Annotated in this window: 15 protein-coding genes and 3 tRNA genes; 15 read left to right on the top strand and 3 right to left on the bottom strand. The window is 59.9% G+C overall.

The genetic code is table 11. The features are described from left to right. Positions 1-43: 43 nt before the first annotated feature. Positions 44-604, bottom strand: a complete 561-nt coding sequence (locus tag MKD49_RS10300) for a DUF2242 domain-containing protein (RefSeq protein WP_121039598.1) — start codon at positions 602-604, stop codon at positions 44-46. A gap of 328 nt (positions 605-932) precedes the next feature. On the opposite strand from MKD49_RS10300, the gene MKD49_RS10295 reads away from it, so the two are divergent. Beyond that, the gene (locus tag MKD49_RS10295; RefSeq protein WP_227022621.1) at positions 933-1,106 is read left to right on the top strand and encodes a hypothetical protein; all 174 of its coding nucleotides are present in this window, start codon (positions 933-935) and stop codon (positions 1,104-1,106) included. 106 nt (positions 1,107-1,212) lie between these two features. Here MKD49_RS10295 and MKD49_RS10290 read toward each other — a convergent pair. Together MKD49_RS10290 and MKD49_RS10285 are read right to left on the bottom strand one after the other, a co-directional pair. Then, a tRNA-Leu gene (locus MKD49_RS10290) sits at positions 1,213-1,299 on the bottom strand. A 129-nt stretch (positions 1,300-1,428) separates the two neighbouring features. Next, entirely contained in the window at positions 1,429-1,590 is a 162-nt protein-coding gene (locus MKD49_RS10285; RefSeq protein WP_166675540.1) for a hypothetical protein, read from the bottom strand. 16 nt (positions 1,591-1,606) lie between these two features. Here MKD49_RS10285 and MKD49_RS10280 point away from each other — a divergent pair, with 16 nt between their 5' ends. From MKD49_RS10280 to MKD49_RS10215, 14 genes are all read left to right on the top strand, one after another. Beyond that, positions 1,607-2,473 (top strand): alpha/beta fold hydrolase, encoded by an 867-nt coding sequence (locus MKD49_RS10280; RefSeq protein WP_134224070.1) that lies wholly within the window; start codon positions 1,607-1,609, stop codon positions 2,471-2,473. Between the two features lie 73 nt (positions 2,474-2,546). Next, positions 2,547-2,897, top strand: a complete 351-nt coding sequence (locus tag MKD49_RS10275) for a RidA family protein (protein ID WP_008328017.1) — start codon at positions 2,547-2,549, stop codon at positions 2,895-2,897. A 3-nt stretch (positions 2,898-2,900) separates the two neighbouring features. Continuing rightward, the gene (locus tag MKD49_RS10270; RefSeq protein ID WP_209569113.1) at positions 2,901-5,153 is read left to right on the top strand and encodes a bifunctional (p)ppGpp synthetase/guanosine-3',5'-bis(diphosphate) 3'-pyrophosphohydrolase; all 2,253 of its coding nucleotides are present in this window, start codon (positions 2,901-2,903) and stop codon (positions 5,151-5,153) included. A 138-nt stretch (positions 5,154-5,291) separates the two neighbouring features. Next, positions 5,292-5,368: transfer RNA gene (locus MKD49_RS10265), tRNA-Val, on the top strand. Between the two features lie 105 nt (positions 5,369-5,473). Next, positions 5,474-5,550: transfer RNA gene (locus tag MKD49_RS10260), tRNA-Val, on the top strand. Positions 5,551-5,886: 336 nt separating this feature from the next. Next, entirely contained in the window at positions 5,887-6,294 is a 408-nt protein-coding gene (locus MKD49_RS10255; protein WP_121039606.1) for a response regulator, read from the top strand. 478 nt (positions 6,295-6,772) lie between these two features. Beyond that, positions 6,773-8,680 carry a threonine--tRNA ligase gene (thrS, locus tag MKD49_RS10250; RefSeq protein ID WP_252696205.1) on the top strand — a complete coding sequence of 636 codons (1,908 nt, stop codon included), beginning with the start codon at positions 6,773-6,775 and terminating at the stop codon, positions 8,678-8,680. 73 nt (positions 8,681-8,753) lie between these two features. After that, positions 8,754-9,275: a translation initiation factor IF-3 gene (gene infC / locus MKD49_RS10245; protein WP_083859511.1), complete on the top strand. Its 522-nt coding sequence runs from the start codon at positions 8,754-8,756 to the stop codon at positions 9,273-9,275. 295 nt (positions 9,276-9,570) lie between these two features. Then, a complete protein-coding gene (rpmI, locus tag MKD49_RS10240; protein WP_006712688.1) occupies positions 9,571-9,768 on the top strand; it encodes a 50S ribosomal protein L35 in 198 nt (65 codons plus the stop codon). Between the two features lie 25 nt (positions 9,769-9,793). After that, positions 9,794-10,156, top strand: a complete 363-nt coding sequence (rplT, locus tag MKD49_RS10235) for a 50S ribosomal protein L20 (RefSeq protein ID WP_006712690.1) — start codon at positions 9,794-9,796, stop codon at positions 10,154-10,156. A gap of 188 nt (positions 10,157-10,344) precedes the next feature. Continuing rightward, complete coding sequence (gene pheS, locus MKD49_RS10230) at positions 10,345-11,373, top strand: phenylalanine--tRNA ligase subunit alpha (protein ID WP_034331543.1); 1,029 nt, start codon at positions 10,345-10,347, stop codon at positions 11,371-11,373. 71 nt (positions 11,374-11,444) lie between these two features. Then, on the top strand, positions 11,445-13,871 hold the full coding sequence (pheT, locus tag MKD49_RS10225) for a phenylalanine--tRNA ligase subunit beta (protein WP_252696204.1): 2,427 nt from the start codon (positions 11,445-11,447) through the stop codon (positions 13,869-13,871). A 64-nt stretch (positions 13,872-13,935) separates the two neighbouring features. After that, complete coding sequence (locus MKD49_RS10220; protein ID WP_051057415.1) at positions 13,936-14,349, top strand: integration host factor subunit alpha; 414 nt, start codon at positions 13,936-13,938, stop codon at positions 14,347-14,349. A gap of 3 nt (positions 14,350-14,352) precedes the next feature. Continuing rightward, positions 14,353-14,754 carry a MerR family transcriptional regulator gene (locus MKD49_RS10215; RefSeq protein WP_034331538.1) on the top strand — a complete coding sequence of 134 codons (402 nt, stop codon included), beginning with the start codon at positions 14,353-14,355 and terminating at the stop codon, positions 14,752-14,754. The last annotated feature ends 87 nt before the right edge of the window (positions 14,755-14,841 follow it).

Genomic DNA, 14,841 nt, shown 5'->3' with positions numbered 1-14,841 from the left:
ATTCAACGCTCTGCTATCGTGCACTGCTGAAATCAGGCATCCCTCATTTCTTCGCCGGTGCGGTGTCGTCATCGACATCCACCAGGAGATAGCGCTCGGCCGCGCCGAAAAAGCGATCATAGAAGTCCGGCGAGCGGATGGTTTCGCTGGAGACGCGCACCATTGAATCATCGCTGGCGGCAAAGGGCATCGACACCGACCCCAACACGCTCACGCCCAGGCTGGCCGAGCTGTTGCTCTTCTTGATGCCGTAGCCATCCTGGGTGGCACTGGCGAACATGGTCGAGCTTTTGCCGTTGCCATTGGAGGCGCAGACCACGTGGAAGGCGATTTCCATGTGTTTGTCGCTGGCGGGTTGGAAGCTCTTGTTGCCATCCAGGGTGTTGTCGGTGGACTTGCTGATGACGTAGCCCTGGCCCAGCAAGGCGCGGCGGGCGGCTTCGCAGACGGCTTTTTCACTGCCGGGGAAGCTGCGCGAGAAGGCGCTGGTATCGTTGAATTCCTCCTGATGATAGAAGGCGGTCTTGCCGGTGGTGCAGGCGGTCAGGCCCAGCGTGGCGGCAGTGATGACGAAAAACGGGACAGAAAAACGCGGGCGCGGCATGCAGCGGATCTCCAGCAACAGTGAGGGGTGGCGTGAATTGTAAAGGATTCAGCTGGTACAGAGTTTGGGCGGATGGTAAAGATCCGTAACAGATGAAGTATCACCTGATGAGAACAGTCCATGAAGACGCGCGCAGGGCGGCGCCATGAAGGTAAAATCACTTGTCGAATTGCCTGACTGAAAGTAATGTTAGGAAATTCTAGGGAGTGGTCTTCCATCGGGACGATCATGAATCTGCGCGGCAAGCCGTGCACATTCGCAAACGGCCTCGTCAAGGAACATGGATAAAAATCAAAAAGCGGAATTGGAGCGCATCCAGAAGGAGCTGGTGGACGCACACAATAAGGCTGCGTGGCAGATGGCCGCAACGATCATCAAGGCCTCGCTGGTCAAGAACGGCATGGACCAGCCGCCCACCCCGGCCGAGCTGGCCGACCTCAATGCCACCATCACCAATCTGCGCAGCGTGGCGGAGGATGCGCTGGAGTTGCTCAAGCGCTGACGGCCGGGCGCTGTCGGCTGACCTGGCTGGCTCACTTGGTCAAGTCCAACGCAAAAAGGACACTTCCGTGTCCCGTTGCCTTACTCGTCATCTCTTTTGAATCATGTGGTGGGGGTAGTCGGAATCGAACCGACACGGCCTTGCGGCCGAGGGATTTTAAGTCCCTTGTGTCTACCAATTTCACCATACCCCCGGTCTTGCAGTCGTCGCCATGCCGCACGCAGGTGGGCTGGCTGAACTGTCTTGGTCATCGCCTGTGCTGCCGCGATGCCGGCGAGGGCCGCCGGAAAAGGGACGCATTATAGCAGCGACTTGCGCCGCATCATTTGTTTTTTCCTGCGGAAATTTCTGAATTTTTCTTGCGACGGAGGCCGGCGCGTCCGTCGCGCCGTTTACCTTCGGCAGACAGCATTCCCTCCTGTTCCAGGGTGCCATTTCCGGCCGACAAGCTGTCTTGAAAGGGTAGAATGACGACTTCTTTCATCTGGAAGGCCCTCACCATGACTGAAGCGGTAGTCAAGACAGTGCAGTGCATTTCGCCCGCCGGCCTGCATACCATGGCCTACAAGGAGTGGGGCGATGCGCGCAATCCCAATGTGCTGGTGTGCGTGCACGGCGTCACCCGGGTCTCCGACGATTTCGACCGCATGGCCCGCGAGCTCTGCGATACCTATCGCGTGATCTGCCCGGATGTGGTCGGACGCGGCCGTTCCGGACGGCTGGCCAATCCGCAGTTCTACACGGTCCCGCAATACGTGAGCGACATGGTGACCCTGCTGGCACGCGCCGATGCCGAGATCGTCGACTGGTTCGGTACCTCCATGGGTGGCCTGATCGGCATGGGCCTGGCCTCGCTGCCGGGCAATCCCATCCGCCGCCTGGTACTCAACGACATCGGCCCTTCGATCAACGGTGCCGCCCTGGCGCGCATCGGCGACTACATCGGCCAGGACGTGCGCTTCGATACCTTCGAGGAGGCCGCCCAGTTCATCCGTACCATTTCCGTCAGTTTCGGTCAGCACAGCGATGAAGAATGGCACAAGCTGGCCAAGGATGTGCTGCGCCAGAATGAAGAGGGCAAGTGGGTGCGCCATTACGACCTGGGCCTGGCGGTCCCCTTCAAGCTGACCACGCCGGAAGCGGCCAGCGCGGCCGAGCAGATGCTGTGGGCGGCCTATGATGCGATCCGCTGTCCGACCCTGGTGGTACGCGGCGCCCAGTCCGACCTGCTGCTGCCGGAAGTGGCACAGGAGATGACCCGTCGCGGCCCCAAGGCCAAACTGGTGGAACTGCCCGACGTGGGGCACGCTCCCACCTTCATGCATGCCCCGCAGATCGAGGTGGCGCGCCAGTTCCTGCTGGGCTGAGCGGCTCCCGATCCGATTACGTTTTTCATCACCGGCGCGCATTGCCGCCGGGTTTTACTAGGAAGGAAATTTCATGTCCGTACAACGTCTGCACGTCGGCAAGCGTCTCTCCGAAGTCGCCATTCACAACGGTACCGTCTACCTGGCCGGCCAGATCGCCGAAGACGCCACCCAGAACATCGAAGGCCAGACCCGCGAAGTGCTGGGTCACATCGACCGCCTGCTGGCTGAAGCCGGCAGCGACAAGACCAAGATCCTGTCGTGCCAGATTTTCCTCTCTGACGTGAAGGATTTCGCTGGCATGAACGCCGTCTGGGACGAGTGGGTCGCCCCCGGTAATGCGCCCCCGCGCGCCACCGTCGAAGCCAAGCTGGCCCGTCCCGAACTGCTGGTGGAAATCATCATCGTCGCTGCACAGAAGTAATTTATGGTTTCGGTTGCAAGTACCCAGGGCGAAGGCCTGGCGGCCATTACCGCCGGCCTCGGTCCTGACGATGTCGCACGGGTCGAGCAGGCGCTGGCCGAACTCGAGCCGCTGTATGCCGACAGGCAGATCCTGTCCGGGCAGAATGCACTGCAATTCGCGGTCTCGGTGGCCACCGTGCTGACGGCGCTCAATGTCGATGCCGCCACCCGCATCGCCGGGCTGGCCTTCGAAGCCCAGATGCTGCATCCCGAGCTGGAAGAAAAGCTGGAAGAACGCTTCGGCAAGGAAATCGCCGAGCTGGTGGGCAATGTGCGCCAGCTGATGCGCTTTCACAGCCTGAGCTTCCAGCCTCAGAACCAGGAAGTTTTGCGCGGCAAGAACGCTGCCCAGCAGGCCGCCGCCCAGGTGGAAACCCTGCGCAAGATGCTGCTGGCCATGGCCACCGACATGCGCGCGGTGCTGGTGCGCCTGGCCTCGCGCGTGGCCACGCTGCGCTACTTCGCCGAGACCAAGCAGGAGAACGAAGCCAGCGCCCAGTATGCGCGCCAGACCTTCGATCTCTACGCGCCGCTGGCCAACCGGCTGGGCATCTGGCAACTGAAGTGGGAACTGGAAGACCTGTCCTTCCGTTTCCTGGAGCCGGTGACCTACAAGCGCATCGCCAAGATGCTGGAAGAAAAGCGGCTGGAGCGCGAAGCCTTCGTGGCCAACGCGATCACGCGCCTGCGCACCGAGATGGCGGCGCAGGATATCCGCGCCGAGGTCAGCGGCCGGCCCAAGCACATCTACAGTATCTGGAACAAGATGCGTGGCAAGTCCATCGATTTCTCCGAGCTCTACGATGTGCGAGCCTTCCGCGTCATCGTTGATGATGTGAAGACTTGTTATTCAGTGCTGGGCATCGTGCACAACATCTGGACGCCGATTCCCGAAGAGTTCGACGACTACATTTCACGTCCCAAGCAGAACGGTTACCAGTCCCTGCACACGGTGGTCATGGCCGAAGATGGCCGGGCGCTGGAAGTGCAGATCCGTACGCACGAAATGCACCACTTCGCCGAATACGGCGTGGCGGCGCACTGGCGCTACAAGGAAAGCGGCGGCTCCAATTTCTCGGCGCAGAAATATGACGAGAAGATCGCCTGGCTGCGTCAGCTGCTGGCCTGGAAGAACGAAGTCACCGATGCCGTGGTGGACCAGGAAGAAGTACGCCGCGATTGGGTGCAGAAGCTCAAGTCGGCCACGCTGGACGAGCGCATTTATGTACTGACACCGCAGGCGCGCGTGATCGAATTGCCCAGCGGCGCCACGCCGATCGACTTTGCCTATCACCTGCACAGCGATGTCGGCCACCGCTGCCGCGGGGCGCGGGTGGATGGCGTGATGGTGCCGCTGAACACCACGCTCAAGAACGGCCAGACAGTCGAGATCATCACGGCCAAGAGCGGTCCCGGTGTGGGGCCGTCGCGCGACTGGCTCAGTGCCGATTACACCGCCAGTTCGCGTACGCGCTCCAAGATCCGCGCCTGGTTCAATGCCATTGAGCAGCAGGAAACGCTTTCCGTCGGGCGCGGCTTGCTGGAAAAGACCTTGCAGCGCGAAGGCAAGACCGCCGTCAACCTCGAAGAGCTGGCCCAGAAGCTGGGCTTCGCCAAGGTCGATGACCTGTGCCTGGCACTGGCCAAGGAAGAATTCAGCCTGCGGCACGTGGAGCAGGCGCTGCATCAGGGCGAGGAAAAGAAGCCCGAGATCGATGATGAAGCCCTCATCACGCGCAAGAGCCGTGCATCGAGCATCGTGCAAGGCGCCAAGTCGGGCGTACTGGTGGTGGGTACCGATGGCCTGCTGACCCAGTTGGCGCGCTGCTGCAAGCCGGCACCGCCGGATGTGATCGCCGGCTTTGTCACGCGCGGCAAGGGGGTGTCCATCCATCGGGTCAACTGCAAGAACTTCGCCGAGATGAGCTTGCATGCGCCGGAACGGGTGATCCAGACCACTTGGGGCGCACCGGCCCGCGATACTGTGTATCCGGTCGACATCTTCGTGCTGGCCAGCGATCGCCAGGGTTTGCTGCGCGATATCTCCGATATCTTCCTGCGCGACAAGATCAACGTGATCGGGGTGAGCACGCAAAGCGTGAAGGGGCATGCGCGCATGGCCTTCACCGCCGAGATCGGCTCGACCGAGCAGCTGCAGAAAGCGCTTACGGTGATTCGCGAGGTCAAGGGCGTGATCGAGGCCAAGCGGCAGTAATGCTCGGGCGTCCGCTAGTGCAGTCAGGGGAGGGCAGGGAGGCTGGATGCTTGGCGAAATATGCTAACTATTTTTAATTTTTCATCATTTACCCCTTGGCAAAATTTGAAAAGCCTCCTATACTCTCGCTTCTTCGTTAGGCGCGTAGCTCAGCTGGTTAGAGCACTACCTTGACATGGTAGGGGTCGTTGGTTCGAGTCCAATCGTGCCTACCAATTCTTCTGGTTCCATTCGGAGCGGGTGAGTTGGGGCGAAGCAAACAAAAGGAGGCGCGTTCTCGGCTTCCTTTTTTGTTTTATCAAGTTCTTGCAGTCTTCGATAGGCGCGTAGCTCAGCTGGTTAGAGCACTACCTTGACATGGTAGGGGTCGTTGGTTCGAGTCCAATCGTGCCTACCAATTCGTTTGCTTCCTGATGGGGTAAAGGAGTTGGTTGAAGAAAACTGCAGAAATCAACAAAAGGAAGCGCATTGGCGGCTTCCTTTTTGTTTTTCTGCATCCCTTTTCTTTCACTTCATTCCACCTTTCCTGTGTTCTGACTGCAGCTGACGCTGATCTCGCTCCGGCTGCGCGCCTGGCTTTGCGAAGGGTCAATCGCAGGTGTAAAAAAGCGCATCGCATGAAGGAATATGCCAGATGTTTCGCGGAAGCATCTAAAAATGCTTTACACTTGCGTCGAATTTTTTCGGCAACAACATCTCCAATCCTCATTTTCACGGTTCAGCGAATTTTCCTATGGCAGCAGATGATCAGTATTTCCTCGTGGTTGATGACTTTTCGACGATGCGTCGCATTGTCAGCGGCCTGCTGAAGGAGCTCGAATACACCAAGATGGTGGAGGCCGATGATGGCTCTTCCGCACTGAAGATCCTGGAGGCGGGTGCCTTGCCGGTGACCTTCGTGCTGACCGACTGGAACATGCCGGGCATGGATGGCCTGACGCTGCTCAAGAAGATCCGCGCAACGCCTTCTCTGGCGCACTTGCCGGTGCTCATGATCACGGCCGAAGCCAAGAAGGAAAACATCGTCATGGCGGCGCAGTCCGGCGCGGATGGCTATATCGTCAAACCCTTTACGGCGGCAACCTTGAAGGAAAAGATCGAAAAGATCCTGGCGCGGCGCGCTACGATGGTCAGCGCGTAATCGCCGGCTGAATCCGGATTTGGGTGCAGCTGGTCCGGGACGTAATAACGGCATCCTCGGATGCTGTTTTGCGTTTGGGGATCAAGCTTCAGTTTCCGGCTGTCGAAGATGACGGAGTTTGCTTGTCATCGCTGTTCCCGGGAGGTCGCGGCGACCTGCAGGGCCGTGGTGACGGCGGTCCCCGGCGGTGCCATGCGGGAGTGGTGACGATGCCCGTGCAAAGTTTGCTATAATGCGCGGCCACGGTCTGATCTGTCCTTGTCGGCAGCGGCCTCCAGAATTCATCCCCTCATCTGTAAGAGCGAGAAAGGCAAACCGGTTATGACACCGCGAACTACCACCGAGGTTTTCACGCGACGCTAGTCGGGTTCTTTTTCGTCTTTTGAAAAAGCGCGGCTGGTCCGCGTTTTTTTTCGTCCTTCTTTTCGACATTACCCTCAACAGGCAAGGCAGCAAGGCTGCCGACATGGAGTGCACAATGGTTTCAGTTCGTCTTCCCGATGGTTCGCAACGCCAGTTCGACAACCCGGTCACCGTGGCGCAGGTCGCCGCCAACATCGGCACCGGCCTGGCCAAGGCGGCCCTGGCTGGCCGCGTCGATGGCAAGCTGGTTGATACCTCTTATCTGATCGACAAGGATGCCGACCTGGCCATCATCACCGACAAGGATCCGGACGGTCTGGAGGTGATTCGCCACTCCACCGCTCACTTGCTGGCTTATGCGGTCAAGGAGCTGTTCCCTGAGGCGCAAGTGACCATTGGTCCGGTCATCGACAATGGTTTCTATTACGACTTCTCGTACAAGCGTCCCTTCACGCCGGAAGATCTGCAAGCCATCGAAAAGAAAATGGCCGAGCTGGCCAAGAAGGATGAGCCGGTCACCCGCAAGGTGTTGCCGCGTGATGAGGCCGTGGCTTACTTCAAGTCCATCGGCGAAGCTTACAAGGCCGAGATCATTGCTTCGATTCCGCAGAATGAAGACGTGTCGCTGTACACCGAAGGCAGCTTCACCGACCTGTGCCGCGGCCCGCACGTGCCCTCCACCGGCAAGCTGAAGGTGTTCAAGCTGATGAAGCTGGCTGGTGCTTACTGGCGTGGCGATTCCAACAACGAGATGTTGCAGCGTGTCTACGGCACCGCCTGGGCCAAGAAGGAAGACCAGGAAGCCTACCTGCACATGCTGGAAGAGGCTGAAAAGCGCGACCACCGCAAGCTGGGCCGTGCGCTGGACCTGTTCCACTTCCAGGATGAGGCCCCGGGCCTGATTTTCTGGCATCCCAAGGGCTGGACCATCTGGCAGCAAGTGGAGCAGTACATGCGCCGCGTCTACCAGGACAACGGCTATCAGGAAGTGAAGGCGCCGCAGATCCTGGACCGCTCGCTGTGGGAAAAGACCGGCCACTGGGAGAACTATCGTGAAAACATGTTCACGACCGAGTCGGAAAACCGCGCCTATGCCCTGAAGCCCATGAACTGCCCGGGTCACATCCAGATTTTCAATTCGGGTCTGCACAGCTACCGCGACCTGCCGCTGCGCTACGGCGAATTCGGCCAGTGCCACCGCAACGAGCCTTCCGGCGCGCTGCACGGCATGATGCGCGTGCGCGGCTTTACCCAGGATGACGGTCACATCTTCTGTACCGAAGACCAGATCCAGGAAGAAGTGGCTGCCTTCAACCGCGTGGTGCGTGAAGTTTACGACTGCTTCGGTTTCAAGGAAGTGGCCGTGAAGCTGGCCCTGCGTCCGGAAAAGCGCATCGGCGCGGAAGAAGTCTGGGACAAGGCCGAGAACGCCCTGCGTGAAGCCATCCGCGCCTCCGGTTCGGAGTGGGAAGAGCTGCCGGGCGAAGGGGCTTTCTATGGTCCCAAGATCGAGTACCACCTGAAGGATTCGATCGGCCGTTCCTGGCAGTGCGGCACCATGCAGGTGGACTTCTCCATGCCGGCGCGCCTGGGGGCGGAGTATGTCACCGAAGACAACAACCGCAAGGTCCCCGTGATGTTGCACCGAGCCATCGTTGGCTCGCTGGAGCGCTTCATCGCCATCCTGATCGAAAACCACGCCGGTGCCATGCCCTTGTGGCTGGCGCCAACGCAGGTTGTCATCCTGAATATTTCCGATGCGCAGGCGGATTATGTGCAGAACGTTGCACAAACGCTGAAAAAACAAGGGTTTAGGGTCGAGACCGATTTGCGCAACGAGAAGATTACCTATAAAATACGGCAGCATTCCATTCAGAAGCCGCCCTATATCCTGGTTGTCGGCGATAAAGAACGGGATGCAAACACTGTGGCCGTGCGAGCGCGGGGCAATGTCGATCTGGGCGTGATGCCCATCGACACCTTGGTGGAACGCCTCAAGGATGAGGTGGCCGCCAAAGCCTGAGACGGGGAAGCCTAGGGCTTCCTCCCAGCGCAAGAGCACGGCTTAATTCATTGGATTTTAAAAGGAAACTGCAATAGCTACTGACAAGTCGCATCGCCTCAACCGCGAGATCACTGCACCGGAAGTGCGCCTTTCGGGTGTCGACAACGAGCCTCTGGGCATCGTCAGCCTGGCCGAAGCCTTACGGCTTTCCGAAGAGGCTGAAGTCGATCTGGTCGAGATTGCGCCCACTGCGCAACCTCCGGTCTGCCGTCTGATGGACTACGGCAAGTTCAAGTACCAGGAGCAGAAGAAGGCACACGAGGCCAAGCTCAAGCAGAAGGTCATCCAGGTCAAGGAAGTCAAGTTCCGCCCGGGTACCGATGATGGCGATTACAACATCAAGCTGCGCAACCTGACCAAGTTCCTGGAAGAGGGTGACAAGACCAAGATCACGCTGCGTTTCCGCGGCCGTGAAATGGCTCACCAGGAAATCGGCATGCGCGTGCTGGAGCGTCTGAAGGCTGATCTGGAGCCGTATGGCCAGGTCGAGCAGTTTCCCAAGATGGAAGGCCGCCAGATGATCATGGTGCTGGCGCCCAAGAAAAAGAAATAAATCGTTTATAACGTTTATATATTTTTCGTTTTCCAGATTGTGCGTCGCAGTTTCAGTCTAGCCGTATCAGGACGACATCCCTCCGGTGTCGTCCATGCCGCAGCAGCCGGGGCAATCCAGGCGGTGGCGGCAGTGTAGGGCCGACAAAGGATTTGCTGGGCGCAGGCAACTGCGCCAGGCAAAAGCAGCGGGTTCACCCGCTGTCAAATAAGTGAGAGCAGGCATCCAAGAGCAGCGAGCGTGCTGCCACCTGCAATCATCAAAAAATGGAGCTGTCCGAAAGGACAGAGTTGCTATGCCTAAGATGAAATCGAAGAGCAGCGCGAAGAAGCGTTTTCGCGTCCGCCCGGGCGGTACCGTCAAGCGCGGTCAAGCCTTCAAGCGTCACATCCTGACCAAGAAGACCACCAAGAACAAGCGTCAACTGCGCGGTACCGAGGGCGTCCATGAGACGAACCTGAATTCCGTTCGCGCGATGCTGCCGTTCGCTTAACCTCACCATACACTAAGGAGCTACTATGCCTAGAGTCAAACGTGGGGTAACAGCACGTGCCCGCCACAAGAAAGTCCTCGCACTCGCCAAGGGTTACCGCGGCCGTCGCAAAAACGTCTACCGTATCGCCAAGCAAGCAGTCATGCGCGCTGGTCAGTACGCGTACCGTGACCGTCGTAACAAGAAGCGCGTGTTCCGCGCACTGTGGATCGCCCGTATCAACGCCGCTGCGCGTTCGCACGGCGTGACCTACAGCGTGTTCATGAACGGCCTGAAGAAGGCTGCGATCGAACTGGATCGTAAGGTCCTGGCCGATATGGCTGTCACCGACAAGGCTGCTTTCGCTGCCATCGTCAACCAGGTGAAGGCCAACATCGCTGCCGCCTAAATCGACAGCGTGTTTGCGGTAGCCGGCCGCAACATCGGACGCAAGTCAGAACGAGCAGCCGGCGCTGCAAAATCCTGCGGGGCAGAGGTGATACACCGATGCCCCGTATGTTTTTGATCCACGGCTTCGTGGATTTTTTTCCTTTTCGACTTCGTCGTCGGATTTTCGATTGGAGCGAGACTTACCGCATGAATCCCCTAGACCAACTCCTGGGCCAACTGGTCACGCAGGCGCAGGCTGATTTCGCCGCCGCGCCCGACGCCGCCGCACTGGAAAACGCCAAGGCCAAGTACCTCGGCAAGACCGGCCAGATCACCGAGCAGATGAAGGGACTGGGCAAGCTGGCGCCGGAAGAGCGCAAGGTACAAGGGGCGATCATCAACGTCGCCAAGGAACAGATCGAAACCGCGCTGACCGCACGCCGCGATGCACTGGCCAATGCCCAGATGCAGGCGCGCCTGAATGCGGAAGCCATCGATGTCACCTTGCCGGGCCGTGGCCGTGGCGTGGGCGGCATCCACCCCGTGATGCGCTCGTGGCAGCGCGTCGAGGAAATCTTCCGCTCCATCGGTTTTGATGTCGCCGACGGTCCCGAGATCGAGACCGACTGGACCAATTTCACCGCATTGAACAGCCCCGAGAACCACCCGGCGCGCTCGATGCAGGACACCTTCTACATCGAAGGCAACGACACCCAGGGCAAGCCGCTGCTGCTGCGTACCCACACCAGCCCGATGCAGGTCCGCTACGCCCGCATGAACAAGCCGCCCATCAAGGTCATCGCACCGGGCCGCACCTATCGCGTCGACAGCGATGCCACCCACTCGCCGATGTTCCATCAGGTCGAAGGCCTGTGGATCGCCGAGGACATCAGCTTCGCCGACCTCAAGGGCGTGTACCTCAACTTCGTCAAGGCCTTCTTCGAGACCGACGACCTGCAGGTGCGCTTCCGCCCCTCATATTTCCCCTTCACCGAGCCTTCGGCCGAGATCGACATCGCCTTCGGCAGCGGTCCCCTGAAGGGCCGCTGGCTGGAAGTCTCCGGCGCTGGCCAGGTGCACCCGACGGTGGTGCGCAACATGGGTCTGGATCCTGAACAGTACATCGGTTTCGCGTTCGGCTCGGGCCTGGAGCGCCTGACCATGCTGCGTTACGGGATCAACGACCTGCGCCTGTTCTACGAAGGCGACCTGCGCTTCCTGAAGCAATTCAATTAATTCGATCACGCAGGACGCCGCGCTGTCGCGGCGTGCCTCCGGCTCATAGCCGATAGCTGAAAGTCTGAATCATGCAATTCTCTGAAAACTGGCTGCGTACCATGGTCAATCCGACCATGACCTCGGATGAACTGTCGCACCTGCTGACCATGTCCGGTCTGGAAGTTGAGGAAGTCGAACCGGTTGCGCCTCCCTTCACCAATGTGGTGGTGGGTGAAGTGCTGGAAGTCTCCAAGCACCCCGATGCGGATCGCCTGAACGTGTGCCGCGTGAATGTTCATACCGGCACCATCCTCAACATCGTCTGTGGCGCGCCCAACGTGCGCGCCGGTCTGAAGGTGCCTTGTGCCATGGTCGGTGCCGTGTTGCCGCCGGGTGCCGATGGCAAGCCCTTCGAGATCAAGGTCGGCAAGCTGCGCGGCGTGGAGTCGCAAGGCATGCTGTGCTCGGCCCGCGAACTGAAGCTGTCGGAAGATCACGGCGGCCTGCTGGAGCTGCCCGACGATGCACCGGTCGGCCAGAATTTCCGCGACTACCTGCAACTGAACGATCTGAAGTTCACCATCAAGCTGACCCCCAACAAGGCGGATTGCCTGTCGGTGCTGGGTGTGGCACGTGAAGTTTCGGCCCTGACCGGTACGCCCCTGAAGGCCCCGGCCTATCAGGCCGCCGCCGTCAACCTGGACGAGAAGCTGCCGGTGCGCATTTCCGCACCCGACCTGTGCGGCCGTTTTGCCGGCCGCGTGATCCGTGGCCTCAATGCCAAGGCCGCCACCCCGCAGTGGATGAAGCAGCGCCTGGAGCGCAGCGGCCAGCGGCCGATCTCGGCGCTGGTGGACATCTCCAATTACGTGATGCTGGAGCTGGGCCGTCCCTCGCACGTGTTCGACCTCGACAAGATCCATGGTGGCCTGGACGTGCGCTGGGGCCGCAAGGGCGAATCCCTGAAGCTCCTCAACGGCAATACCGTGGAAGTCGATGAGTGGGTCGGCGTGATCTCCGACGACAAGGAAATCGAATCCCTGGCCGGCATCATGGGGGGCGATGCCACTGCGGTTTCGCTGGACACCACCAACATCTACCTGGAAGCCGCATTCTGGTTCCCGCAGGCGATCCAGGGCCGTGCGCGCCGCTACAACTTCTCGACCGATGCCGCGCATCGCTTCGAGCGTGGCGTGGACTTCGCCACCGTGGTCGATCACATCGAGCGCATCACGGCGTTGCTGCTGGAAATCTGCGGTACGCCCGAGACCCGCGTCGGCCCGGTCGACGACCAGATCGTCAACCTGCCCAAGCGTGAGCCGGTCGCGCTGCGCACCGCGCGTGCGGCCAAGGTGATCGGCGTGGAGATCACTGACGAGATGGTGTCGGATATCTTCAAGCGTCTGGGCCTGTCTTTCGACTACCAGCCTGGCCTGTTCTCGGTGACACCGCCGTCCTATCGCTTCGACATCGAGATCGAGGAAGACCTGATCGAGGAAGTCGCCCGCGTCTACGGTTTCGAGAACATCCCGGCGCTGCCGCCGGTGGCCGCCAATGCCATGCGCATCGCGCCCGAGAACACCCGTTCGCTGTTTGCCATCCGTCGCCTGCTGGCCGATCAGGACTATCAGGAAGTGGTCAACTTCAGCTTCGTGGAAAGCGCCTGGGAAGCCGACTTCGCCGGCAACACCGATCCCATCAAGCTGTTGAACCCGATCGCCAGCCAGATGAGCGTGATGCGTTCTTCGCTCATCGCCGGACTGGTGGCCAATGCACGCTACAACGTCAACCGCAAGGCAGCGCGTATCCGCGTCTTCGAAGCGGGTGCCGTGTTCCACAAGAACGCCGCCATCACCGATGGTCCGCTGGCTGTCGCCGGTTTCGAGCAACCCAAGCGCGTGGCCGCATTGGCCTATGGTCCGGTGGCCGAGGAGCAGTGGGGCCAGCCGACCCGCAACGTCGATTACTTCGACGTCAAGGCCGACCTGGAAGCGCTGTTCGCGCCGCGCGCGCTGCGTTTCGTCAAGGCCGAACATCCGGCGCTGCATCCGGGGCGCACTGCGCATGTACTGCTGGGTGACAAGGTGGTCGGCGTGATCGGAGAATTGCATCCCAAGTGGCAGCAGAAGTACGACCTGCCGCTGGCCCCCGTGGTCTTCGAGGTGGACGCCGAGGCGCTGCAGGAGCGTGATCTGCCGTCCTACTCGGAAATCTCCAAGTTCCCGGCGGTCAGCCGCGACATCGCGCTGGTGGTCAAACACACGGTCGGTGCCCAGCAACTGCTGGACGTCTTTGCCGCTGAAAAGCAGGCCAATCCGGATTGCAGCATCTTGCAAGCCCTTGTTTTATTTGATGAATATCAAGGCAAGGGTCTCGAGGCGGACGAAAAAAGCCTTGCGTTCCGCTGCACCTTGCAAGATACTCAAAACACCCTTCAGGATGACAAGGTTGACCTTGCGGTGAATGCACTGGTGGCCGCGGCGAGCGCCAAGCTCGGTGCCAGGTTGCGTGCCTGATGTGATGTCCGAGAGCGAAAATAATTACAGACCGGAATCGGTTGAGGCCCAGTCATTCATCGCCATGAACAACGTGAATTCGAACGAATTTCAATCCGTGCTGGACGCCGACCTGCATCGTGCCGTACTGGAATCCCAGGCACGTTCGCAGGCCGACAAGAACTTGCCGACGCTGACCAAGGCCGAGCTGGCCGAACTTTTGTTCGAGCAGGTCGGTCTGAACAAGCGCGAAGCCAAGGACATGGTGGAAACCTTCTTCGACGAGATCCGCAACGCTCTCGAACGTGGCGAGGCCGTCAAGCTGTCCGGCTTCGGTAATTTCCAGCTGCGCGACAAGCCGCAACGGCCTGGCCGCAATCCCAAGACTGGCGAGGAAATCCCCATCACTGCGCGCCGCGTCGTGACCTTCCACGCCAGCCAGAAATTGAAGGAAATGGTGGAACTCTCCAGCGGCGACGCCGTTGAAATGTCCGTCTAATCTATGAACGATCGTGTCAACAAACCGGCGGCCATCGTCTTGCCGCCCATCCCGGCCAAGCGTTATTTCACGATAGGCGAGGTCAGCGAACTGTGCGGTGTGAAGCCGCACGTGTTGCGCTACTGGGAACAGGAATTCACCCAGCTCAAACCGGTGAAGCGCCGCGGCAACCGGCGTTATTACCAGCACCACGAAGTGCTGTTGATCCGCCGCATCCGTGAACTGCTGTATGAACAAGGCTTCACCATCAGCGGTGCCCGCAACAAGCTCGACGGCACGCACGAGGCCGAGCAGCCGCAAGAGCCGCAGCGTCCCGTCATCAGCCTGGACGAGGCGGCCATCGATGCCTTGCGGACGGAGTTGCAAGCCGTGCTGGAAACCCTGAAGCCCGGGGCTGCAGCCTGATTTACATGCCAGGGTTGTTGCGCCGGAGATCTTGCCGACCAACATAAGCTTTCTCGCTTCCCGGTTTTTATTTTTACGCGCCACACG

The sequence above is a fragment of the Herbaspirillum sp. WGmk3 genome (genome assembly GCF_023952535.1).
GTDB classification, from domain to species: Bacteria; Pseudomonadota; Gammaproteobacteria; order Burkholderiales; family Burkholderiaceae_D; genus Herbaspirillum; species Herbaspirillum huttiense.
This window is presented reverse-complemented; position numbering and strand designations above follow the sequence as displayed.